Below are 23,016 nucleotides of genomic sequence, written 5' to 3' on the forward strand. Positions count from 1 at the left end.
CTGTTCGACCGTAGTTGTCGATGGCGCATCAGCCCCGCGCGAACCAATTTCAAGGATTTCCCGTGCTCACAGCATTTTTGATTTTTCTGGCGACGTTAGTGCTCGTCATTTGGCAACCCCGTGGGCTTGGCATCGGATGGAGTGCATCGGCCGGCGCAGTTGTCGCCCTGCTCGCGGGAGTAATTCAAGTTAGCGATATTCCCGTCGTTTGGCACATCGTCTGGAATGCGACCGGGACTTTTGTGGCCGTCATTATCATCAGCCTTTTGCTGGACAAGGCCGGCTTTTTTGAATGGGCTGCGTTGCACGTGGCCCGCTGGGGCCGGGGAAACGGCAAGCGTCTCTTTGTGTTGCTCGTCTTTCTGGGCGCTGCAGTGGCCGCACTGTTCGCCAACGACGGCGCCGCGCTGATTCTGACGCCAATCGTCATTGCGATGCTGCGCGAGCTACGCTTCTCGACCAAGGCAACCCTGGCATACGTTATGGCAGCGGGATTCGTCGCCGATACGGCAAGCCTGCCGCTAGTGGTATCGAACCTCGTGAACATCGTTTCGGCCGACTATTTCAACATTAGTTTCGCACGCTACGCCGCGGTAATGGTTCCGGTCAATCTGGTTTCCGTCGCAGCGACTCTCACCGCATTGATGTGGTTCTTCCGCAATGACATTCCTGCAGACTACGATTTTACGAAGCTCAAACTTCCTCAAGACGCCATTCACGACCGTGCGACCTTCATGACCGGCTGGTGGGTCTTGGGGTTACTCCTGGTTGGATTCTTCTGGCTCGAACGCCTGGGTGTCCCGATTAGCGCGGTTGCCGCAGTCGGCGCGCTGCTATTGTTTGTGGTCGCTGCGCGCGGCCACAAGATTGCGACCCGCGAGGTCATTGGAAACGCTCCATGGCAAATCGTTGTCTTCTCGTTGGGCATGTATCTGGTGGTCTACGGCCTTCGCAATGCGGGTCTGACCAATTATCTGACCAACGTGTTGAACCAGTGCGCCACTTACGGCGTTTGGGGAGCCGCCCTCGGTACTGGGTTCATTACCGCGATTCTCTCCTCCATCATGAACAACATGCCAACGGTGTTGGTGGGTGCGCTGTCCATCGACGCGACTACGAGCCAGGGTGTCGTTCGTGAGGCCATGGTTTACGCCAACGTAATCGGTAGCGACCTGGGTCCGAAAATTACCCCAATCGGTAGCTTGGCAACTCTGCTTTGGCTGCACGTACTGTCCAGCAAAAATATCGAGATTTCATGGGGTTATTACTTCCGAGTGGGCATCGTGTTGACGCTGCCGGTCCTGCTTGTCACGTTGGCGGCTTTGGCACTGCGCCTGAGCTGATAGAGGAGCCATTTCATGGTTGTCACGATTTACCATAACCCCGACTGCGGCACATCCCGCAATACCCTTGGCTTGATACGGAACACTGGCGTCGAACCAGTCGTTATCGAGTATCTGAAAACGCCTCCGGACCGCCCAACTTTGACGGACTTAATTGCCAAGGCTGGGCTCACAGTCCGCGACGCGATACGCAAAAAGGGCACACCGTATTTGGAGCTGGGGTTGGACGCCCCAACGGTTAAGGACGACCAGCTGCTGGACGCGATGCTGGCTCATCCAATCCTTATCAACCGTCCCTTTGTCGTTACGCCCGCGGGCGTGCGGCTCTGCCGTCCCTCAGAGATTGTGCTCGATGTTCTAACGCAACCACAACTGGGCCCGTTCACCAAGGAAGACGGTGAACCTGTAATCGACCAAACTGGAGAGCGTATCAACCATGGATAAGATACCTAATCTGCCAAACATTTCGGTAGCGCAGTTCGACATTCCTGACATGAAGAAGCTCTCCCAGGTAGGCGACCTCAACCACCCGCCGCGCATCTTAATGTTGTACGGTTCATTGCGCGAAAGGTCCTTCAGCCGCTTTCTGACGTTTGAGGCCGCACGCATCCTGGAGCAGTTCGGCGCCGAGGTTAAAATATTTGACCCAAGCGAACTGCCGATGGCGGGAAGCGTTTCCGAGGACCATCCGAAAGTTGTCGAGCTGCGCGAACTCAGCTTGTGGTCGGAGGGCCAGGCGTGGTGTAGCCCGGAGCGTCACGGAGCAATCACCGCCGTGATGAAAAACCAGATTGATTGGATACCACTCGAGCAAGGCGCCTTACGGCCTAGCCAGGGCCGCACTCTGGCCGTCATGCAGGTTTGTGGTGGTTCTCAATCTTTCAACGTTGTGAACACGCTGCGCTTGCTCGGCCGTTGGATGCGCATGTTCACTATTCCGAATCAGTCCTCCGTGCCGATGGCCTATAAGGAGTTTGACGAAGAGGGGCGGATGCGGCCGTCAGGGTACTACGAGCGCGTGGTCGACGTGATGGAAGAGCTGTTCAAAATGACCTTGCTGCTTCGGGGCAGGACGGACTATCTCACGGACCGGTATAGCGAGCGAAACGCGCTCGCTATGAAGGCTATCGACAGACAAATTCAGAAGATTTGAAGTTGAATAGGTACTGGCCCATGATGGCGTTCGACGGACTACAGCGGCCGGTCAATCGGAGCCCGTCACTAGCTTTGTCAACTCATCGACACCGACAGGGGGCTTGGCCAGCCAGGGCAACGCAAATGTCTTCTTCGCCAACCGTTCAGTGATTCGCGCAACCTGCCTTGCCTCTCCAGCAAGGCGCGCTACGAGCAGAGGGTCCTTGGTTCCGGTTGCCAAAATGCTCTTGTTAACCACCCAGGCGAACGGCTCAATTTTTGCTCGACGCAAGTCTTCCTGCAATGCCTCGGCCTGTGATACTGGTGTGGTTTCGGGAAGCGTGACTAGGATTATTTTTGTGTAGTTAGGGTCCTGCAGCCGCATCAATGGCGTAATGACTTTCCCCGTGCCTCGTCCTTCAAACGCGTGCATCATTTGTCGGTGATATGCACCGGTGGCATCCATCAACAGCATCGAGTGTCCTGTGGGAGCGGTATCGAGAACAACGAAGGCGCTCATGGCCTCACTCACCACGTGCGAAAATGCATGGAACACAGCGACCTCTTCAGTACAAGGTGAGCGCAGGTCTTCCAACATTAGAGCCCGCTCTTGCTCGTCAAGTCCCGCTCCTTTGGACGCCATAATCTTGTCAACATAGCGTTGTGTTTCAACCGCTGGGTCGATGCTGTCCACTCGCAGGCCCTCGACGGCACCGTTCAAAGTTACCGCGAGGTGCGAAGCCGGGTCTGTCGTGCTCAGATGCACGGATTTGCCTCGCTTGACAAGACCTAATGCAAGGGCGGCCGCAACCGTCGTCTTCCCGACCCCACCTTTGCCCATAACAAGGATGAGACCACGTTTCGCCAGCGCTAATTCATCAGCCAGTGCGTCCAATCCCATACCGGCTTTTATAGTGGGTAACGCTGGCGGCGCCCCTCCGATTGATGACGTATCGGAGTCGAGCAGTGCGCGCAATGCAGGCAAGCCTACTGTGTCAAAGGACCGCAGAGGCACGTGGTCCTGACGGAGTACCCTAAGGTTCTGCGGCATTTCATCTAGTGCTTGTCGGCCAAGTGACTCCAATGCAGTGGCAACGGTGTCATTCTTGTCGGATGCTTTGAACACCCCGTTGACGATAAGCCGCTGATTGCCCAGGCCCAAGACCTTTAACTCGTCGGAAGTCCGCGATGCTTCCATCATCGCGCCTTTTTCTGGACGGGTCACAAGGACGACAGTAGTTAGCGCAGGATTGGACAAAGCACCTAGTGCGGCTTTGAAACGAATCTCCTGCATCTTCAATCCGGAGTGGGGCCCCAAGCACGAGGCACCCCGGTCATTCCCTGCCAGGAAGCCAGTCCATGCCTTTGGCAGACTCAACAGCCGCAAGGTATGCCCGGTCGGGGCTGTGTCAAAAATGATGTAGTCATAGCTTTGGTTCTCGTCCGCCAACAGTGATGAGAATTCATCGAATGATGCAATCTCCGTGGTGCAGGCCCCCGACAGCTGCTCCTTAACGGTTGAAATCTCAGCCTCAGTGGCACTTTGGCCCATCTGTTGGATGACACGTTGCCGATAGGTTTCCGCTGCGGCGTCTGGGTCGATGTTTAACACGGATAGCCCGGGCGCTTTCGGAGCAGGCGTGGGATGGTTACTAAGAGGAACGCCTAGCATCTCATCGAGGTTGGATGCTGCATCTGTGCTCACCAGCAAGACCCTGTCTCCACAATCCGCCAAGTGCAGAGCAACTGCTGCTGACAGCGACGTCTTGCCCACCCCACCTTTGCCCGTAAAGAAGATATGCCTTGTTGGGTGATTCAACAAATCCAGTGGCTTCGGTCTCAACCAGACGCGCACGTCATCATGCGAGGGGACGCCCCCACTATGAACTAGGTTTCCGTCAATCATGACTGCTGGCGTCGCTTTAATGCCGCTGCGATTACGTTCTTCCTGGCTCTCATTCTGGGATAGGTCAACTGAAAGGCCCAATTCTTTGGCGACGAGCTCAAGCATCGCAGCGGTCGCATTGCAGTCGTTACAATCCGTGCCGAAGACTTCGATTTTCATGTTCTTTCGCCCCAATATTGTGACGGGTTTAGCCGCTTCAGTTGTACACATGAATTGCGTTCGCACCATTCTAACCGGTTGAATTTCGCGATTTGGATGTTTGCGTAGTATCCGCAGCTGAATGCAATTTGAAACAACAGATTCATGCGGTCGCAGGGCGCGAATGTGCGTAGCCTTGTTGCGCGCAGACAGCCGCCCAAGGGATACATGGACGAGCAGCTGCGGCACGAAATGTGAACGCGGCAGCTTGCTGTCGCGCCGACCTCCCTGACTACCAGGTGATTCGTCAGATGCGAACCAAGGGAGTGTGGCGTACGGATGCAGAGAAGCGGTTACACTCTCTAGGAAATATTAATGGTCTAAATAGGAAGCTTTTTTGATATGTTCAAGCGACACCGGGAGCTGCACAAGTTGGACAATGTTGGATGGCTACGTGCTGCCGTCCTCGGCGCAAATGATGGAATCGTTTCGACGTCCAGTCTGATTCTCGGCGTCGCCGCATCACATGCGACACACCAAAGCATCTTGGTTGCTGGGGTAGCCGGGCTGGTCGCGGGAACTATGTCGATGGCCACCGGGGAGTACGTTTCTGTCCAGTCCCAGGCGGACACCTAGTCAGCAGCACTTGAAAAGGAACGTACCGAGCTCAGCGAAAATCCCAAAGGCGAGCACCGTGAATTGGCGAGCATTTACGTCGGCCGGGGCCTTGAGCCCGCGCTTGCCGACTAGGTTGCCACTAGCCTGATGGCTCACGACGCCTTAGCTGCGCACTCAAAGGATGAGCTGGGACTCACCGATGCCATGAGCGCGAAGCCGCTGCAGGCCGCCTTCGCATCGGCGTTAAGCTTTGCCATCGGCGCCGCGCTACCGTTACTGGTTGTACTTCTCGTTCCGCATGACTAACTCATTCCCTTAACCGTTATTACGTCGCTGGTTTTTCTCGCTTTCCTCGGCGGACTGGCGGCCAAAGTTGGTGGCGCAAGTTTAAAAAAAGGCGTGGTCCGCGTTGCATTTTGGAGCGCCCTGTCGATGGCGGCTGCGGCCGGTATCGGGGCCATGTTTGGAACTGTTGTGTAGAACCAGCGCGTCCTTCAGGATGAGCCATCATTTGAACATCACCTAACTCGAGGGGCGACATTTGCTTAAACATGAACTGAATTTGGCACGTGCACCCGACTGGCTGTATGCCAACCCCGCTGTTCTTCTATCAACTTGTCCGCTCCGTAATGAATCCAGAACAGGCGCGAGCGTGAGCACCGTCGTGCCGAGCGCTTGGAGAACCGATTGTCCAAGGCGTGCAAGATGATGCCAAAGCGCTTCGCCATATTGCGGCAAATACCCTCCTCGATTTGGGTGCTGGGTTTCGTCAGCATGTTGATGGACATTTCCTCCGAGTTGGTCCATAGCTTGTTGCCAATGTTTCTTGTTGCATCTCTCGGTGCAAGCGTAGCAACCGTGGGTCTCATCGAGGGAGTTGCTGAATCGACAGCCCTGATTGTGAAAGTCTTTTCCGGTGCGCTCAGCGACTACCTTGGAAACCGAAAATGGCTTGCCGTGGCGGGCTACGCGCTTGGAGCGCTGAGCAAACCGTTCTTCGCCATCGCACCGTCCGCCGGGTTAGTGTTGACGGCACGGTTAGCGGACCGAGTTGGAAAGGGCCTACGCGGCGCCCCGCGGGATGCTTTGGTGGCCGACATTGCGCCGCCTCATCTACGCGGTGCGGCCTTCGGTTTGCGCCAGTCGCTCGATACAGTAGGAGCTTTTTTCGGCCCCCTATTAGCAGTTGGCCTGATGCTGCTGTGGGCGAATGATTTCCGGCGCGTATTCTGGATAGCTGTGATTCCGGGAGTGATGGCCGTGGCACTCCTTGCGGTGGGTGTCCGCGAACCAGCCAAACTCGGTGCGGCCAAGAGGACTAACCCCATCTCTGTCGAAAGCTTGAAGAAACTAAGTCGGCCCTATTGGTGGGTAGTGGGCATCGGTGCTGTGTTCACACTGGCGCGCTTCAGCGAGGCATTTCTCGTGCTTCGGGCAATGCAGGGCGGGATGTCGGTAGCTCTTATTCCGCTGGTCATGGTCGCCATGAATCTCGTCTATGCCCTATCCGCGTATCCGTTTGGAAAGCTTGCCGACAATATGGAACATCGAAAACTTCTCATGATAGGCGTAGCGGTCTTGATTGCTGCGGACTTGGTCTTGGCACATGGGAGTCATTGGACGACCGTGCTGCTCGGCGCGACCCTGTGGGGACTGCACATGGGGCTGACCCAAGGATTGTTAGCGACCATGGTCGCCGACACCGCACCTGTCGACTTGAGGGGGACCGCGTTCGGCTTCTTCAATTTGTTGAGTGGACTCGCTTTGCTTGCTGCGAGCACCGTCGCGGGACTGATGTGGGACGGCCTTGGTGCTGCTGCGACGTTTTACTCGGGCGCATTTTTTAGCCTAGCCACACTTGCCTTGCTCGCCATGCGAGGTCGGGCTTTGAAGCTGCGCGAGTAGGAGCTGAGTGGCCACCTCTCTCGGCTTCGGCGCCAGGAAAAGAGAGGTTTCCAAGAGTTCAATGCGCTGCCTTGCCGCTCGCAATAACAGCCGCCCCACCGAGTGCCAACGTGACACCGACAACATCCCTCCAACCTGGCGTGATACCGTCAACGCCCCATAACCATGCCAGTGCTGTCGAGATGTACACGACGCCGAACGTGACGTACACCCTTCCGCTTGCCGCCGGGTGCGAAGTCAGCAGCCAAGCGAAGCTCGCAAACTAAATACTGCGGGGACCTTCAGCCATGCGCTCCCTCTGCGAGGTATAGCTCTTAGCTCAGCGCAGGGTATCGGAGTCATTCTGATGTTGTGTCATCGGGAACGCGCCGCCCCCATGTCAAACGCGACCTCCCTAACTTTCATTCTTTGAAAGCAGGCCGAGCACATCGGCAACTTTTGCTGGCTTAACTAAATGGTGGTCGAAACCAGCATCCAGTGCACGTTTTTTGTCCTGAGGCTGTCCATATCCTGTCACCGCCACAAGCGATGAGCGCGCCGTTTCCGGAAGCGTACGAAGCCGCTGTGCCAAGTCATAGCCATCCATGTCGGGAAGGCCGATATCAAGGAACAAGATGTCAGGTGCCGCTCTGCGCGCAATTGTAAGGGCGTCATCCGCGCTATATGCAACGAAGACCTCATGCCCCTCTGCTTCCAGTAATAGTTGGAGCATTTCCGCGGCGTCCCTGTTGTCATCAACAATCAGAACTCGCCTCATGACAGGACCTGTGATTGCAGCGTTCTCGGCGCGATGTTCCACATGGCACTTGGCTGGTATCACGCGTGGGAGCGATACAATAAATCGGCTTCCTTTTCCAAGTCCGGCGCTGCCGGCTGTGACACTTCCGCCCTGCAGTTCAAGCAAGCTCCTTGCGAGCGCAAGACCAAGTCCTAGGCCGCCTTGGGAACGGTCTGGCGACCGCTCGGCCTGCGTAAATAGTTCAAAAATATTGGGAAGCAAGGTCGGTGATATACCAATGCCGTCGTCCTCCACGGTGATAGTTACACTCTTGCCGGCGGCAACGATGGTTAGCTTAACGTTTCCGTGTGAAGGCGTATATTTAGCCGCATTGTTGAGGATATTCGAAAAGACTTGAATCAGGCGGGTGCGGTCCCCTCGTACAAATAGCTGCTCATCCGCGACCTGCACGGTGAAGTGCTGGTGCCGCGCCTCTATTAGTGAACCGACCTGCTCGGCGGCGTCCGCGAGGAGGTTAATGATGTCTATCGTTTCTTCCTGAAGTGTCACGAGGCCACGCGTGACACGGGAGACGTCTAGCAAGTCGTCGACCAGCTCAGTCATGTGGTCAACCTGTCGGGTAATAACCTCACTTGCCTTTCGTACGCGGCTTTCGTCAGGAGCACCCAGTTTGAGCAGCGCGGCCGCGGTGGCGATGGGTGCGAGCGGGTTACGCAGCTCATGCGCCAGCATGGCAAGGAATTCATCCTTGCGACGGTTTGCGGCTTTCAGGTCGGTTTCACTTTTTTGCAGCGCCTGACGGACCTGAATTGACTCGGTAACATCGCTGCCTTCGACAAAAATGCCTATGACGTTCCCGTGATGGTCGAAAGTCGGTTGAAATATGAAATTGACAAAGCGCTCCTCGAGTACTCCGTCTGGCTGGCGTCGTAGCGTCGCCTTAAGCTCATTGCCGAAAAATGGCCGCCCAGTTTCGTAAACCTTGTCCAGTTGCTCAAAGAAGCCCTGCCCCTCCAACTCGGGTAGCGCCTCGCGTATATTTTTGCCAATAAGGTCACGGTGACCAACAAGGCGGCAATAGGCGTCGTTAGCAATATAGAAGGTGTGAGAAGGTTCGCGTAGAACGGCGATGAAACCCGGCGCCTGCTGGAAGAGGAGCTGCAAACGCTCGAGTTCTTGGTCACGGTGACGTTCAGCCAGCACTTGTTCAGTCGTTTCCGTACAGGCACAGAACATGCCAATCACCTGGTCGGATTCGTCCCGTACTGGGGAGTATGAAAAAGTGAACCAGGTTTGTTCGTCGTATCCTTTTCGGTGTATGGTCAAGGGCAGGTTGTCATAATAGGAAGCTTGTCCTCGTAGGGCTTGCTCAACGCTTGGCTCGATGTCGTCCCAAATTTCAGACCAAATTTTGCGGAAACGACATCCGAGCGCTTGTGGATGTTTGTCGCCTAAAATTTCCGAGTACGCATCGTTGTAAAGAAATCCCAGTTCTTGTCCCCAGGCCAGAAACATGGGGAACTTCGAGTTGAGCATTACACCGACTATGGAGCGCAATGAATGCGGCCAGAGGGCAGGAGGCCCAAGCGGCGACTGCGACCAGTCTTGGGTGCGCATTAATGCCCCGGTTGCCCCGCCTTCAGACAGAAAAGGAAGTGCTTGAACTTTGGGTGTACTCATACGAACAATGTCCCTCGAGGCGAAACGAAAATATTTTTCTGGAAAAGTTTCACGGAAAATTGTCCAGAAAAAAGAACTCTTTATCCTCACCGTAATTATCGACCATCTCTGAGAACATCGCCGTACTTTACAGACTTGTGTGGGAATGAGAGCTATCCGCAAACTTTTAGCTATGGGAATTACTGAACGTCATAGGGATGCAGTGGCGTTGACTGCTGACGTTCACAGCCCAGAAGAATAGTGTCCGGCTGAAGTTAGCTTCCGTGCTGGCGCGGCGTGAACGAGCGCCACTGGGATTATATTGCCGCAGCAATGGCCGAGTGGCATGGGTTGAACCTTGAAATCGGAAGTTTACGAGGTACTTTCGGTCGATGGGCGGTGCTAGTGCCCACTGACATTGCTCAAAGGCTCGGGTGATATCGCGGCCATGGCCCGGATGCGCGAAGCGTATCCTCTGGACTGGGAATAGCGGCACCCAACTGACATCCCGCGACGGTTTGTCCGGCCCGGCGCAATGGGAGCGTCGAAGCCGTTCAGCGCAGTTGGCCGCGCAGGATTTTCTGAGCCGACCGCAGTTTCGGATGCGTGAAACCAATCCAGGCATCGCAAAGGACTGTTCGTTCTTCGAGGTGTGAGCCTGGCAACGATTGGCCGCTCAACTGGTCGTCCAAGATGACGTACGGCAGCCGATTGCCGAGCGCGTGCTTGTCGAGCCATCCGTCGATTTCCGTCAGTCGATATGAGCCATCCTCGCGCGGGGTGCGCCATTCTGCATGCAGATTTTCAGCGACAAGTTCAATGCCAGTTCGTCGGAGAACCTCGCAAATTTGCATGCGGTCCAGGAACGAAGCCCAGCTGGAGCTGATGACATAGATGGGTGCAAACTCATCATGCAGCGCACGAAGGTTTCGCGCGGCCGTGACGTCGACCAGCCCTGCCCAAAGCTCATGCCAGTCCATTTCGCCTCGGCGAAAGCACTCCCGCACCTGGTAACTGATGTACCGCGCGTCGAGCACAATGACGTCGTCGAAATCCAATAGCAAAAGCGGGCGTATCGAGTTAGCGGATGTCATGGGCATAGCGCCTCTTGAAGAAATAGTTCGGCGGTTTTTTCAGAAGCAACACAGTACTCGTCAGGTGCGCCCTTTTCCTGCTGACGACCTTTGGTCCAAGCGCAACACGGCATCCTTTTCAAAAGCAACAGGAACCTGGGGCCTTGCAGGTAACCCAAACGCAACGGGCGGGAGGGTGCACTTTCCATGTCGGCGAAGACTATTGGGCGCATATGTGTAGTCCGCTTAGCGAACGCCGCGTGGCTGGCCCGGTACAACCACGACCGGCGAATCCAATCGTGTCCCAGGCATCACCATTGGCTTGGTGGCGCGCGATGTATGCGCGTATCTCCGTGTCCTGCGCGCGCGTGAGCGGCAGCCCCCGAAACGGTTCGAATTCGTCAGTCGTCAAGCGTAGCCTCCGGAATCGGCCAGCCCAACATCTTCGCGGTCTCGCGCATCACCCACCTGGCCTCGTCGGCGCTGACCCATGTCGTCTCAATTAGGCGCACCAGGTACTGGTCGAGTATGTCGGCCTCCGGCATGTCCTTGCGCTTCCCCCTTTTGGTTTCAATACAGCTCGACACGAATTGGGGCACGTACTGCATGCAATGCTGCCAGCGTTCATGAAGTTCAGGTGGCGCGCAACCCGGGCTGTAGTAGCGGCCTTGGTATTCGACCGCCAGGAACTTTAGCTGGGCACCAGGCACTGCTCCGAGATGTTGAGGGAGTGGGAAATCGTCCGGGACTGTGAAGTCGTCGCTCATTCTTTCACCAATCATTTTTATGCAAACAGCGTGTGCGCTCAGGTAGTTACAACCTCCGACCTGGTAGATGTCGGAGGGAATGTTTGATATACCAATGTTCCCTAGCGCATTCTCTGCGGGTCCAAGCGTGGCGTAATTACTGCGTGCACTGCACAGTCAAGCGGCTCAACAATAAGTAGAGCGGCTCGATAATCCGCCACGAGCGCCCCCCATATTGAACACCACATTAGCCCTCCAGATAAGCCTCCGGGCCGCGAGCAGTCACATGATTTGTCTTGCTGGCGGTTTCAGCTCCAGCGCGTGAAATGGTGAAGTGCACCGGTCGCATGCGGGAAGGCTGAAGTACCTCGAAGGCGCGATTTTGTCATTTGAACCACTACTCGATTTTATAGTAGGCTTACTGGCGCTCGTCCAAGTTCCAGCTTATAGGTCGTAGTAAAAATTGTCAATATAACAATTTGCTATACTAAACTAAGCTGTGTGTCAGGGGATTAGGAGGGCTGTGGCTATGAAACGGATTTCGCTTCGGCCTGGTCGATGTGAAAGTCTGCCAATGATTGTGGGTAACCGAATATCAAAAATGCCCTCCGAAGAGGGCCAAGGAATCACTATCAGAGCTCGGCGGCATACCTCCCCCGCATTGCTGCAAGAGCTGTACAAGCGATAGCATTGGGTCGTTGATTTCATTTTCGCGAACTGCTTCAGCCAGAGATTGCAATTTTGCAACTTGTTCAACCCGTATATCTACATCAAAAGATAACGCCCCGAAGGGCGTTTCGATTGACTCATACAGTGTTGGCAAAGAACTAATTTCTTATTCGACTTTGGCTACAATGCGACGCAACGCTTATTTCGATGACGCGTTGACTTTCTCTTTTCTCCAATATCCTACGCCGGGCTGCCAAGCAAGAGCGGGAATCGCTGGAAAAATAATCTTGCTGAATTCTTCATGTATCACGTTGAATGGAATGCCTGAGCCATAACCATCTGTGATGGTGCCGTCTCCGCTGGCATGACCAAGTATCCGTTTCAAGGGCTTGGTCGGTATTTTCGCCGCTTCCAAGAGGTCCTTCATGTTGTGTCTGAGTGAATATAGGACTTTTTTTGGTGAGGTAAAACCAAGCTCGGTCTTGTAGCGCCCGAACCACTTGGAGAAAGCGCCGCCCAATTTTCCATGGAAGTCCTTCGACAAGGTGGGGAACATGCGCGTCGAATCTTGACCGCGTACCCATTCGACGTATCGGAGAAGGCCAAGCTCTATCAATTCGTTGGCAATCGGAATATGACGGCGGGAGGAGTTATTTTTAAGTAATCGTCTTTCGCACGTATCTTTGTCGCGGCTCAATTCGTCATCGAATAGACAGTCATCACCGTCTACTAAATCGGTGATGACGAATCGCCAGCCGAGCTTTTCGTCGTGTTGAATATCGGAAAGCTCAAGTCCTGCAATTTCTTCGGGGCGGGCTCCTGTGTAAAACATCATGAGAGGAATCCAATATGAAGCCTCACTCGCCTGGCCGGATGAGCGCAGATGTTGAGTAAACACTGATGAGCCGAAAAGTACCTCGATATCCTGCGGTGTGAATGCTAGACGCTTTTTTTCGCCTTTTTCCTTTTTGGACTCCTTGAATCCCAACGTATTCTCAACAGGATTGGTTAAGAGTAGCTCTTTGCCAACGGCGATTCTAAAAATCTCCTTTAGTTTGCCGATGCGGCCGTTAATTGTCTTCACTTCAAGCCTCGCCTTTTTCATGGCGCTTACGAATTCAGAGATGTGCTTTGTAGTCAGTTCGGCAGGGCCTTTCAAGTTGAGGTCGGCAGCAAACATCTTCAGTTGTCCCCATGGCGTCTGGTAGCCTATAACAGTGGATTTGGGCCGGTCGTTTACGTAATCCTGCCAGGACTTGAACACTTCGTCCCATCCGGAAGCAGTCGAGGATTCGATTCCGATTTTTGCTGGGTGTGGGACCTCGGGGGCGACAAGGTCGGTGCTAATGGCGTTCCCGGCTTGCCGTGACTGCTGAAGGTCCAGGGTCTTCACGACGGATTCGAGGAATATGTAGCCAGCCTTTTGCGCTGCTTCACCGCTCAGCTCGGCATCGAAACCGCAAAGGTGCATGAACCCGAGCATCGCAGGCAAAATCGGTTTGACGTGACCACGCGCAAGTAATTTCCCGAGCTCAGCGCGTTGCTGTGAGAGAACCTTCCCATGTTCATCGAACTCGTCTTCGTCCATCCCATTCTGCCGGACCTCGGCGTCGCGTAGCAGGACTCGGTGAGACCAGTACTTCGCAAGGCCGCAAATCTGCTCGTCGGTCAACGATTTAACATGGGATAGCTTTAATGCTTCCTTGCGCTCTTTCAGGGAGGCAGAGTGTGCAGCAAACTCGGCGTCGATGCGAACCTGTTCAAGTCGAAGCCGTTTGGTTGCTTCCGCTTTGTCTGAAGTGCGCAGACTTCGAATGATTTCGGCCTTACCAGCAGGGTAAGCCGACAAAATTGCTATGGGGATGCGGCGGCGGATATAGAAATTGCCAGTTTTTCCGCGGGAGAAGAGATGTTCTGATGTGGATTTCACGTTATTGCTCCAGTCTGTTGTTGTGTAACAGGCTGTGTAGCAACTACGCTTATTTATCTTATATGCCGCCTTGCATTTCAATGAAATCAAGGGGTTAGAAAGAAATGGGGTGGCTGATGGGGCTCGAACCCACGACAACAGGAATCACAATCCTGGACTCTACCAACTGAGCTACAGCCACCACTGTCTTACGTTTATCTTGGATGCTTTCAAGACAGAGCGAGATTATACAAACAACTGGCGAACCTGGCAAATCTAATTGCAATCATGGGGAAGGCGTCGGCAATAGCACCGCGTCGACCACCACTTGCAGGCCCAGCAGGGCACTGAAGGCCGTCGCCAGCTGCGGCGCGGCGCCACTGGTGTAGCCGCGCACGGCGCCCGCAGCAGCAGCTTGCGGTGCCAGCAGTTGCGCCGCCGTCAGCAGGCGGCCCAGCTGGCGCGCCACGGCGTCGCCTGTGTCGACCAGTATTACGTGGGCGGCGCCCGCTTCGGCGAGGATGCGTTCGATGGCGGGCTTGACCAGCGGATAGTGGGTACACCCGAGCACCAGGGTATCGGCACCCTGTGCGAGCAGCGGCAAAATATAATGGCGCAGCATGTCTGCCGTGGCCGCCGAGTCGAGCTGGCCCAGTTCGATCTGGTCAGCCAGGCCCGGGCAACCGCGCAGGATGAAGCGGGCGCCGCTGGTCTGGCTCAATTGCCCATGCAGCAGCTGGAACTTGGCGGCCACCAGCGCCGCTTCAGTGGCCATCACCGCCACCGTACCGTTGCGGCTGGCGGCGGCGCCCGGTTTGAGACCCGGTTCAACGCCGACGATGGGCATGCTGGGGTAAGCCGCGCGCAGGGCGGCGATGGCGGCGCCGGTGGCGGTGTTGCAGGCCACCACCAGCGCCTTGGCGCCCCGTTCGATGAGGAAGGCGGCAATCGCCAGCGCGCGCGCCGTCAGCACCGCTTCGCTCTTTTCACCGTACGGCGCATAGGCTGCATCAGCAAAATACAGCAGCGCCTCGGCAGGCAGCAGCGCGTGGATGTGGCGCAGCACGGACAGGCCACCGACGCCGGAATCGAACAGGCCGATGGGCGCCGTCACAGCCGCCGTGATGGAATGGGCTTGCATCGTCATCATCGCCACCTGCAGCTAGCGCGCGTCAGATCACGCTGACGGGGATTTTGCTGACGCTGCTGAGCTGTTCAATCTTCGCGGCCCATTCCTTCGGCCCCGTGTTGTGCACCGAAGTCCCCTTGGAGTCGACCGCGACCGTCACGGGCATGTCGACGACATCGAATTCATAGATCGCTTCCATGCCCATGTCGGCAAAGCCGAGCACCCTGGCGCTCTTGATTGCTTTCGACACCAGGTAAGCGGCGCCGCCGACCGCCATCAGGTAAGCCGACTGGTGCTTCTGGATTGATTCAATGGCGGCAGGGCCCCGTTCGGCCTTGCCGATCATGGCGATCAGGCCGGTTTTTTCCAGCATCATGTCGGTGAACTTGTCCATGCGGGTGGCGGTGGTCGGACCAGCCGGACCGACCGCTTCGTCGCGCACCGGATCGACCGGGCCGACGTAATAAATGACGCGGTTGGTGAAATCGACCGGCAGTGGCTCGCCCTTGGCCAGCATGTCCTGGATGCGCTTGTGGGCGGCGTCGCGGCCCGTCAGCATTTTGCCGTTGAGCAGCAGGGTCTGGCCCGGGGTCCACGCCGCCACTTCTTCGCGGGTCAAGGTATTGAGGTCGACGCGACGCGATTTTTCCGTGTCCGGCGTCCAGTGCACTTCCGGCCAGCTCGACAGCGAAGGCGGTTCGATGTAGGCGGCGCCCGAGCCATCCAGCACGAAGTGGGCGTGGCGGGTGGCGGCGCAGTTGGGGATCATCGCCACCGGCTTTGAGGCCGCATGGGTGGGATGCATCATAATCTTGACGTCGAGCACGGTGGTTAAACCACCCAGGCCCTGGGCGCCGATGCCCAGCGCATTGATCTTGTCACACAGTTCGATGCGCAGTTCTTCCGTCTTGTTTTTCGGGCCGCGCAGTTTCAGGTCATACATGTCGATGTCTTCCATCAACACTTCCTTGGCCATCAACATGGCTTTTTCTGCCGTACCGCCGATGCCGATGCCCAGCATGCCCGGCGGGCACCAGCCGGCGCCCATGGTCGGCACGGTTTTCATGACCCAGTCGACCAGCGAATCGGAGGGATTCAACATGACAAACTTCGATTTGTTTTCCGAGCCGCCGCCCTTGGCCGCCACCTTAACGTCGACGCTGTCGCCTTCGACCAGTTCCATGTGGACCACGGCGGGCGTGTTGTCCTTGGTGTTTTTGCGCTCGAACTGGGGATCGGCGACGATCGACGCGCGCAGCTTGTTGTCGTCGAAATTGTAGGCGCGGCGCACGCCTTCATTGACGGCATCGGTGACGGTGCCAGTAAACCCTTCGAAGCGCACACCCATGCCGATTTTCAGGAACACGTTGACGATGCCGGTGTCCTGGCAAATCGGCCGCTTGCCCTCGGCGCACATGCGTGAATTGGTCAGAATCTGGGCAATGGCGTCCTTGGCCGCCGGACTCTGCTCGGCCTCGTAGGCACGCGCCAGGTGGGCGATGTAGTCGGCCGGGTGGTAGTAGCTGATGTACTGGAGGGCGGCGGCGACCGATTCGATCAAATCGGCTTGTTGGATGATGGTCATGAATATCTCGCGAAAGGGTCAGGGGTACAGCGGATTAGTGCGACTGCTTCGATTGATTCTGGGTGCCAATCATGATGCGGTCAGTGTAGGCAATCGCCAGCGCCGACAGCAAAAACACCACGTGGATGCCGGTTTGCGCCATCAACGTTTTGCCGTCGTACGCGCCGGCATTGATAAAGGTTTTCAGCAGGTGAATGGAGGAAATACCGATGATGGCCATCGCCAGCTTGGTCTTCAGCACCGACGCGTTGACATGCGACAGCCATTCGGGCTGGTCCGGGTGGACATCCAGATTCATGCGCGAGACAAACGTTTCGTAACCACCGACGATGACCATGATTAGCAGATTCGAAATCATGACGACGTCGATCAGCCCCAGCACCACCAGCATGATGGTGGTTTCATTGAGCTTGGTGGGCACCGGGCCGTTGGGCACGGCGACGGCGGCAAAGATGTGCTGCAGGGCCGCTTCGTTGCCCATGGCGGCGCCCACCAGGTCGGTCAGTTCGACCCAGAAATGGAAGACGTAGACGCATTGCGCCAGGATCAGGCCGAGATACAGGGGCAGTTGCAGCCAGCGGCTGGCGAAAATGAATTTGCTGATGGGGCTGATGGAGCGCTGGGGTTCAGGGTTGGACATTGCGTTTAGCTCCATGGGAAATTTACTGGCGTCATTTTACACCGAGGGCGTGGGTGGCGAGGACGGTGCAAAGTAGGCCAGAGTTGGTAGAATCAATCACAACGGGGCGGCGTGCGGCTTGTGTGTGGCTTGTAAGGGCATCGTAAGCGAGCGCGGCTACTCTTTATAAAAAAATTAACAGGAGACCACCATGTCCGGAACCACCACGCCCGCGCAAGACAACCACGGGATGCAGGAAAGCCGAGTATTCAATCCCCCGGCCGCATTTGCCGCCAGCGCTGCCATCGGCAGCATGGCTGCCTACGACGCCTTGTGTGCCCAAGCGGAGGCTGACTATGAAGGCTTCTGGGCCCGGCTGGCGCGCGAGCACCTCGACTGGCAGACGCCGTTCACCAAGACGCTCGATGAATCGGACGCGCCATTTTACAAATGGTTCGGCGACGGCAAGCTTAATGCCTCGTACAACTGCCTCGACCGCAATCTGCAAAACGGTAATGCCAGCAAGACCGCCATCATTTTCGAGGCAGACGATGGCAGCGTGACCCGCGCCACCTACCAGGAGTTGTACGAGCGCGTTTGCAAATTCGCCAATGGCCTCAAAGCACGCGGCATCAAGAAGGGTGACCGCGTCATCATTTACATGTCGATGTCGATCGAAGGTGTGGCCGCCATGCAGGCCTGCGCGCGCATTGGCGCCACCCACTCGGTGGTGTTCGGCGGCTTTTCCGCCAAATCGCTGCAGGAGCGCATTATCGATGCGGGCGCCGTGGCCGTCATTACGGCCGACGAACAGCTGCGCGGCGGTAAGCACCTGCCCCTGAAAGCCATCGTTGACGAAGCGCTGGCGCTGGGGGGGTGCGACAGCATCCGCGACGTCATCGTCTATCAGCGCACCGGTGGCAACATTGCGTTCCAGCCCGGGCGCGATATTTGGCTGCACGACCTGGTGGCGCCGCAGGCGGCCACCTGCGAGCCTGAATGGGTCGATGCCGAGCATCCCCTGTTCATTCTGTACACGTCAGGCTCGACCGGCACGCCGAAAGGGGTGCAGCATGCCACTGGGGGCTACCTGCTGTGGGCGGCGCTGACCATGAAATGGACCTTCGACATCAAGCCCGACGACGTGTTCTGGTGCACGGCCGACATCGGCTGGGTGACTGGCCACAGTTATATCGCCTATGGTCCGCTGGCAGTGGGCGCCACTGAAATCGTGTTCGAAGGGGTGCCGACTTACCCGAATGCAGGCCGCTTCTGGTCGACCATTGCCAAGCACAAGGTATCGATTTTCTACACGGCGCCGACGGCGATCCGTTCGCTGATCAAGGCGGCCGATGTCGACCCGACGGTGCATCCGAAAAACTACGACCTGTCGAGCCTGCGCCTGCTCGGTTCGGTGGGTGAGCCCATCAATCCGGAAGCGTGGATGTGGTACTACAAAAACGTCGGCAACGAGCGTTGCCCGATCGTTGACACCTTCTGGCAGACGGAGACGGGTGGTCACATGATCACCCCATTGCCGGGGGCGACGCCGATGGTGCCGGGCTCGTGTACCTTGCCGCTGCCGGGCATCATGACGGCGATTGTCGATGAAGCCGGGGTGGATGTGCCGAACGGGCAGGGCGGTATCCTGGTGGTCAAAAAGCCTTGGCCATCGATGATCCGCACCATCTGGAACAATCCGGAGCGTTTCAAGACCAGCTATTTCCCGGATGAGTTGGGCGGCACCTATTACCTTGCCGGTGACGGCGCCATCCGCAACAAGGAAACCGGCTATTTCACCATTACGGGCCGAATTGACGACGTGTTGAACGTGTCTGGTCACCGCATGGGCACGATGGAAATCGAATCGGCGCTGGTGGCCAATCCGCTGGTGGCGGAGGCGGCGGTGGTGGGCAAGCCGGACGACACCACGGGCGAATCGATTTGCGCGTTTGTTGTCCTCAAGCAGGCGCGGCCGACCGGTGACGAAGCCAAGCGGCTGGCACTGGAGTTGCGCAACTGGGTAGCGAAAGAAATCGGTCCGATTGCCAAGCCGAAGGAGATTCGTTTCGGTGACAACTTGCCGAAGACCCGTTCCGGCAAGATTATGCGGCGTCTGTTGCGGGTGCTGGCGAAGGGTGAGACCATCACGCAGGACGTCTCGACCTTGGAGAATCCGGCGATTCTGGAGCAGTTGAAGGAAGCATCCTGAAGTTGTTTGGTTCTGGTCAGGAAACTTGTTATAATCTGCGGCTTCGCGAATTGTTGTAATCCGAAGACCATCAGGAGAGGTGGATGAGCGGTTGAAGTCGCACGCCTGGAAAGCGTGTATAGGGTTAAACCTATCGGGGGTTCGAATCCCCCTCTCTCCGCCAAAGATTCAAATTGGAATGTCCGAGAAAGTCCGGGAACATCCAGAAAAAGCCGCTCTAGCCCCTGCTACAGCGGCTTTTTTGTCCTCTGGCGTCCGGTGGCGTCCGGCTGCATCCGCGACAAAAGGGGGCATGACCGAGGTCAATGCCCCCAGCATTAAAAGTGGCGTGCCCCCAGACCCCGACCTATAGTGGTTTTGACCCTATTTGGAAGGAGGCGATCATGGCCAGGAACCGCGCTGCGCTGACCGAGATGCAAGTACGCAATGCCAAGCCCAGGGAAAAGGCATACAAACTGTTCGATGGTGGCGGCATGTACCTTGAAGTCGCGCCGAGCGGCTCCCGGATCTGGCGGTTGAAGTTTCGGCAGGCCGATGGAAAAGAAAACAGGCTCACCTTCGGGCCTTATCCTGAAGTCACGCTACAGGACGCGCGGGAAAAGCGCCTGGAGAGTCGCCGGCTGATGCTGCAAGGCGTTGATCCCGCCAAGCACCGCGACGCTAACAAGCGCCTTGTGGCCGACAAGCTCGCCAACACCTTCGAAAAAATCGCTCGCGAATGGTACGCCAACAAGCTGCCCACCTGGAGCGAGCGCACGGCCAAGAACATGATCCAGCGGCTCCAGGCCGACATCTTTCCCCGGATCGGCAGCATGCCGATCAATGAAATCAAACACCGTGACGTGATCGTCGCGCTGCGCAAGATCGAGGAACGGGGCGCCACCGAAATTGCCAAACGTCTCAAGGCGGTCTGCTCGCAGATCTTCAGCTACGCGATCCAGTGCGGCCTGACCGAGCGCAACCTGGTGGTGGATATGAAGGATGTGCTCAAGACGCGGCGCGCCTCGCACTTCGCCGCCATTGATGCGGATGAGCTCCCGGCATTTCTCGGAGCGTTAGCGCGTAACGAGGGCCGGATGTTTCAGTCGACGCGCATTGCACTGCGTTTGATGATGCTGATCTTTGTGCGCACGAGCGAACTGATCGAGACACCGTGGAGCGAAATCGACCTCGACAAAGGCGAATGGATCATTCCATGGCAACGCATGAAGCGAGGCAAACTGGCGGTCAATCCCGACACGACCAATCACCACGTTTGCCTGTCACGCCAGGCCCTTTGCTTGTTGCGTGAACTGCACACCATTACCGGCCATAGCAAGTATCTGTTCCCCAACCAGCGCGATCCCAAGAAGCCGATGAGCAACAACACCTTGCTGGTTGCACTGGAGCGCTTGGGATACAAGGGACGCATGACTGGACACGGTTTCCGCGCACTGGCGATGAGCACCATCAAGGAAAGGCTCGGCTACCGGCACGAGGTGGTCGACCGACAACTGGCTCACGCGCCCAAGGACAAAGTCGCGAGCGCGTATGACCGCGCCAAATTCCTCGACGAACGGAAAATGATGATGCAAGCATGGGCGGATTACCTCGACGCCGTGGAAAGCGGAAGGGCACCGCAGGTCACCCCGCCTGCGTCGCTGGAGCTGGTTTGGCAACGGCCCTAGCAGGGAGAAGCGATCATGGCCAAGACATGTGTACCGTTGACAGACGAGAAGCTGATCCAGACGGCAGCCGGAGAAAAGCCGCGCAAGCTATTCGACGGTGGCGGTTTGTATGTAGAAGTGTCTCCTGCGGGGACAAAAATATGGCGTATGAAATTTATCGACGCGAACGGGAAAGAAAGCCGGTTGACTTTCGGGCCGTATCCTGAGGTGTCGCTTGAACATGCAAGAAGCCACCGTGCCCAGGTCCGCCATTTGCTCGATCAGGGCATTGACCCGCGAGGAGATGTCAACTCCGAGACGTTGCACTATCCAACGCGAGTCGGTGAGCGACGTCTGCTGCCGCTGTGCATCGATAAGACAAGAGTGGCACGCTGCACATCGCGAGTTGGTTGGGCTGCAGTAGATCAAATCATGGCGTCGGTTTTCCCAGCAATCGAACGCATGTCTAGTGCAGGAGTTTCACGGGACGACATATCGGCGCTTGTCGTACAGATTCGAAAAGAGCACTGCGGCGAATTGATTCGGTTGCTCCACGACGTTTGCGTTGAGGTCGTCTGGGGCTGCCTTGACTTGGGTGTCGAAGACGATGATTTGATTGAATCGATGACTGACGCACGCGTAAAGCAGCGGCGCTTGGGCTAGCCGGTGGTGCACCGTCTTGCCGGAGGGGGCGATCGTTTCGATGATGACTGGGCTGGGCTAGTGCCTATGGAACAAGCATGATTCGAATTGCTTTACGTCCGTTCGTTACAGCGTAACGAACCGCTAGGCTCGGGCCGCGGCGGCAGTGCCGGCTGGAAGCGATCGTTCATTGCAGCGCTTGAACTCACAGCGACTGCGGTTTTGGCGGGGTCCAACTAGGACCGCAGGGAAGCTGCGTGCTCAAGGAGCTTAGCTGCTCAAAACTAGCTCTGTCACGCGTTACAAAAAACATGTTTGGGGTTCCCGCGCCGAGAACGTGAAGAGGGTTCGTTGTCTGGACTTGTTCCCAAAAGGACAGCGCTGCAGCGCTCTCGTCGAGGACAGAAAAACCGTACCGGTTCACAAAACTGCGCATGGGCACCGTGCATGGGACATTTTCAAACACATACCATTCATCGAACCCAGGCCATGGCAGTTCAGTAATCTGAGCGATTTTTCTGCTGATCGCCACGCCATTTTCAACTTGCCAACCTGCTATCAGGTTTTCCGACGATGGGCTAAACGGGCCACTGTCGCATGATGTGATGGCAATCCGTTTGTCGAGTATGAGTTCAGGTGCAAGTGTGCACAAATCTGCGAGTGACGGGTCCCACTGCATCGACCACTGCAATGCCCAGTAACCGAAGCGTTCGATGCTATTTATCATGTCGAGCCGTGGCCATTTGACGAATCCTTCCTCTTCGGGTCGCAAAGGGGGAATCTGGCGAGAATGGCCTGGCAAGAACTGATAATCGAGGGAAGGTAAGATTGGTCAATCTCGTCCTCGTACTCATGGGTCTCGGTCATGTTATCTGCCGTAATTGACAGCTTGACGCCAATGTGGCCGTTCGTCGCAGCCGCAAGTTCTACGGCAAGGTAGGGTTCCATACATTGAAGCGCTGCCTTCCCGCTCAATGTGGCATGCATTTGCTCGCAGCCGCGTAGTAGTCCCGCCAACTCATCCACGCGAATGCAAGGATCATTTTGAATGCGAACGACCGAATGAGGATAGAGGCAGTAAACGGTCACGCGGAGCCAGTTGCCATCCCAATAGTCAGTAGCGGCTGGAAACTGACGCCCGTGTATCCACAGGCGCAGGCCGCAGATGGAAAGGTCTGGCTCACCCAGATGTTCGAGTTCTTGAAAGTTCATGCTCTAGGCGAACGTAACGTTGGATATAGAAAAGCCACGGATCGTGGCCGACTGAATCGTCGCTCCCTGCTTCTTTTCATTTCGGCGAAAGGGCGCCTGCCGGAATCGTTGCCGCCGTTCATACTCCGGTGT

18 protein-coding genes, 2 tRNA genes and 1 pseudogene are annotated in these 23,016 nt (G+C 56.6%); 9 read left to right on the forward strand and 12 right to left on the reverse strand.

The genetic code is table 11. The features are described from left to right. Nucleotides 1-62: 62 nt before the first annotated feature. From ACP7BZ_RS20890 to arsH, 3 genes are read left to right on the forward strand one after another with little or no spacing between them, the layout of a single operon-like run. Nucleotides 63-1,343: an arsenic transporter gene (locus ACP7BZ_RS20890; RefSeq protein WP_426116753.1), complete on the forward strand. Its 1,281-nt coding sequence runs from the start codon at nt 63-65 to the stop codon at nt 1,341-1,343. Between the two features lie 15 nt (nt 1,344-1,358). Continuing rightward, nucleotides 1,359-1,787: an arsenate reductase (glutaredoxin) gene (arsC, locus tag ACP7BZ_RS20895; RefSeq protein WP_426116755.1), complete on the forward strand. Its 429-nt coding sequence runs from the start codon at nt 1,359-1,361 to the stop codon at nt 1,785-1,787. Beyond that, nucleotides 1,780-2,496, forward strand: coding sequence for an arsenical resistance protein ArsH (gene arsH / locus ACP7BZ_RS20900; RefSeq protein ID WP_426116757.1), 717 nt, complete (start codon nt 1,780-1,782; stop codon nt 2,494-2,496). The genes arsC and arsH overlap by 8 nt, the downstream gene beginning before the upstream one ends. Before the next feature lie 51 nt (nt 2,497-2,547). On the opposite strand, the gene arsA is transcribed toward arsH, so the two are convergent. Beyond that, nucleotides 2,548-4,542 carry an arsenical pump-driving ATPase gene (gene arsA / locus ACP7BZ_RS20905; RefSeq protein ID WP_426116759.1) on the reverse strand — a complete coding sequence of 665 codons (1,995 nt, stop codon included), beginning with the start codon at nt 4,540-4,542 and terminating at the stop codon, nt 2,548-2,550. A gap of 381 nt (nt 4,543-4,923) precedes the next feature. Between arsA and ACP7BZ_RS20910 the strand changes: the two are divergent. Together ACP7BZ_RS20910 and ACP7BZ_RS20915 are read left to right on the forward strand one after the other, a co-directional pair. Continuing rightward, a pseudogene (locus ACP7BZ_RS20910) lies at nt 4,924-5,619 on the forward strand (VIT1/CCC1 transporter family protein). Between the two features lie 225 nt (nt 5,620-5,844). After that, complete coding sequence (locus tag ACP7BZ_RS20915; RefSeq protein ID WP_426116761.1) at nt 5,845-7,044, forward strand: MFS transporter; 1,200 nt, start codon at nt 5,845-5,847, stop codon at nt 7,042-7,044. Nucleotides 7,045-7,102: 58 nt separating this feature from the next. Here the strand turns inward: ACP7BZ_RS20915 and ACP7BZ_RS20920 are convergent, their stop codons facing one another. The 9 genes from ACP7BZ_RS20920 to ACP7BZ_RS20960 all read right to left on the reverse strand — a co-directional run bounded on the left by ACP7BZ_RS20920 (nt 7,103) and on the right by ACP7BZ_RS20960 (nt 17,193). Further along, entirely contained in the window at nt 7,103-7,255 is a 153-nt protein-coding gene (locus ACP7BZ_RS20920; protein ID WP_426116763.1) for a hypothetical protein, read from the reverse strand. A gap of 183 nt (nt 7,256-7,438) precedes the next feature. After that, on the reverse strand, nt 7,439-9,463 hold the full coding sequence (locus ACP7BZ_RS20925) for a hybrid sensor histidine kinase/response regulator (RefSeq protein WP_426116765.1): 2,025 nt from the start codon (nt 9,461-9,463) through the stop codon (nt 7,439-7,441). 533 nt (nt 9,464-9,996) lie between these two features. Further along, entirely contained in the window at nt 9,997-10,536 is a 540-nt protein-coding gene (locus tag ACP7BZ_RS20930) for an HAD domain-containing protein (RefSeq protein WP_426116767.1), read from the reverse strand. Nucleotides 10,537-10,916: 380 nt separating this feature from the next. Beyond that, complete coding sequence (locus ACP7BZ_RS20935) at nt 10,917-11,282, reverse strand: hypothetical protein (RefSeq protein ID WP_426116769.1); 366 nt, start codon at nt 11,280-11,282, stop codon at nt 10,917-10,919. Nucleotides 11,283-12,129: 847 nt separating this feature from the next. Continuing rightward, entirely contained in the window at nt 12,130-13,860 is a 1,731-nt protein-coding gene (locus ACP7BZ_RS20940) for a DUF6538 domain-containing protein (protein WP_426116771.1), read from the reverse strand. A 105-nt stretch (nt 13,861-13,965) separates the two neighbouring features. Next, a tRNA-His gene (locus tag ACP7BZ_RS20945) sits at nt 13,966-14,041 on the reverse strand. Nucleotides 14,042-14,125: 84 nt separating this feature from the next. Continuing rightward, nucleotides 14,126-14,989, reverse strand: a complete 864-nt coding sequence (gene murI / locus ACP7BZ_RS20950) for a glutamate racemase (protein WP_426116773.1) — start codon at nt 14,987-14,989, stop codon at nt 14,126-14,128. A gap of 22 nt (nt 14,990-15,011) precedes the next feature. Next, nucleotides 15,012-16,553 carry a fumarate hydratase gene (locus ACP7BZ_RS20955; RefSeq protein WP_426116775.1) on the reverse strand — a complete coding sequence of 514 codons (1,542 nt, stop codon included), beginning with the start codon at nt 16,551-16,553 and terminating at the stop codon, nt 15,012-15,014. A 34-nt stretch (nt 16,554-16,587) separates the two neighbouring features. Further along, nucleotides 16,588-17,193, reverse strand: coding sequence for a YqhA family protein (locus tag ACP7BZ_RS20960; RefSeq protein ID WP_426116777.1), 606 nt, complete (start codon nt 17,191-17,193; stop codon nt 16,588-16,590). A 190-nt stretch (nt 17,194-17,383) separates the two neighbouring features. Here ACP7BZ_RS20960 and acs point away from each other — a divergent pair, with 190 nt between their 5' ends. From acs to ACP7BZ_RS20980, 4 genes are all read left to right on the forward strand, one after another. Next, nucleotides 17,384-19,384 (forward strand): acetate--CoA ligase, encoded by a 2,001-nt coding sequence (gene acs, locus ACP7BZ_RS20965; protein ID WP_426116779.1) that lies wholly within the window; start codon nt 17,384-17,386, stop codon nt 19,382-19,384. 73 nt (nt 19,385-19,457) lie between these two features. After that, nucleotides 19,458-19,547: transfer RNA gene (locus ACP7BZ_RS20970), tRNA-Ser, on the forward strand. 220 nt (nt 19,548-19,767) lie between these two features. Continuing rightward, entirely contained in the window at nt 19,768-21,051 is a 1,284-nt protein-coding gene (locus ACP7BZ_RS20975; RefSeq protein ID WP_426116781.1) for a tyrosine-type recombinase/integrase, read from the forward strand. A 15-nt stretch (nt 21,052-21,066) separates the two neighbouring features. Beyond that, entirely contained in the window at nt 21,067-21,693 is a 627-nt protein-coding gene (locus ACP7BZ_RS20980; RefSeq protein WP_426116783.1) for an Arm DNA-binding domain-containing protein, read from the forward strand. 184 nt (nt 21,694-21,877) lie between these two features. On the opposite strand, the gene ACP7BZ_RS20985 is transcribed toward ACP7BZ_RS20980, so the two are convergent. Together ACP7BZ_RS20985 and ACP7BZ_RS20990 are read right to left on the reverse strand one after the other, a co-directional pair. Continuing rightward, nucleotides 21,878-22,399 (reverse strand): hypothetical protein, encoded by a 522-nt coding sequence (locus tag ACP7BZ_RS20985; RefSeq protein ID WP_426116785.1) that lies wholly within the window; start codon nt 22,397-22,399, stop codon nt 21,878-21,880. Beyond that, nucleotides 22,396-22,884: a WapI family immunity protein gene (locus ACP7BZ_RS20990; RefSeq protein ID WP_426116787.1), complete on the reverse strand. Its 489-nt coding sequence runs from the start codon at nt 22,882-22,884 to the stop codon at nt 22,396-22,398. Before ACP7BZ_RS20990 ends, ACP7BZ_RS20985 begins: the two co-directional genes overlap by 4 nt. Nucleotides 22,885-23,016 lie beyond the last annotated feature (132 nt).

Source organism: Massilia sp. PWRC2, assembly GCF_049896725.1.
GTDB lineage: Bacteria > Pseudomonadota > Gammaproteobacteria > Burkholderiales > Burkholderiaceae_D > JAFCUW01.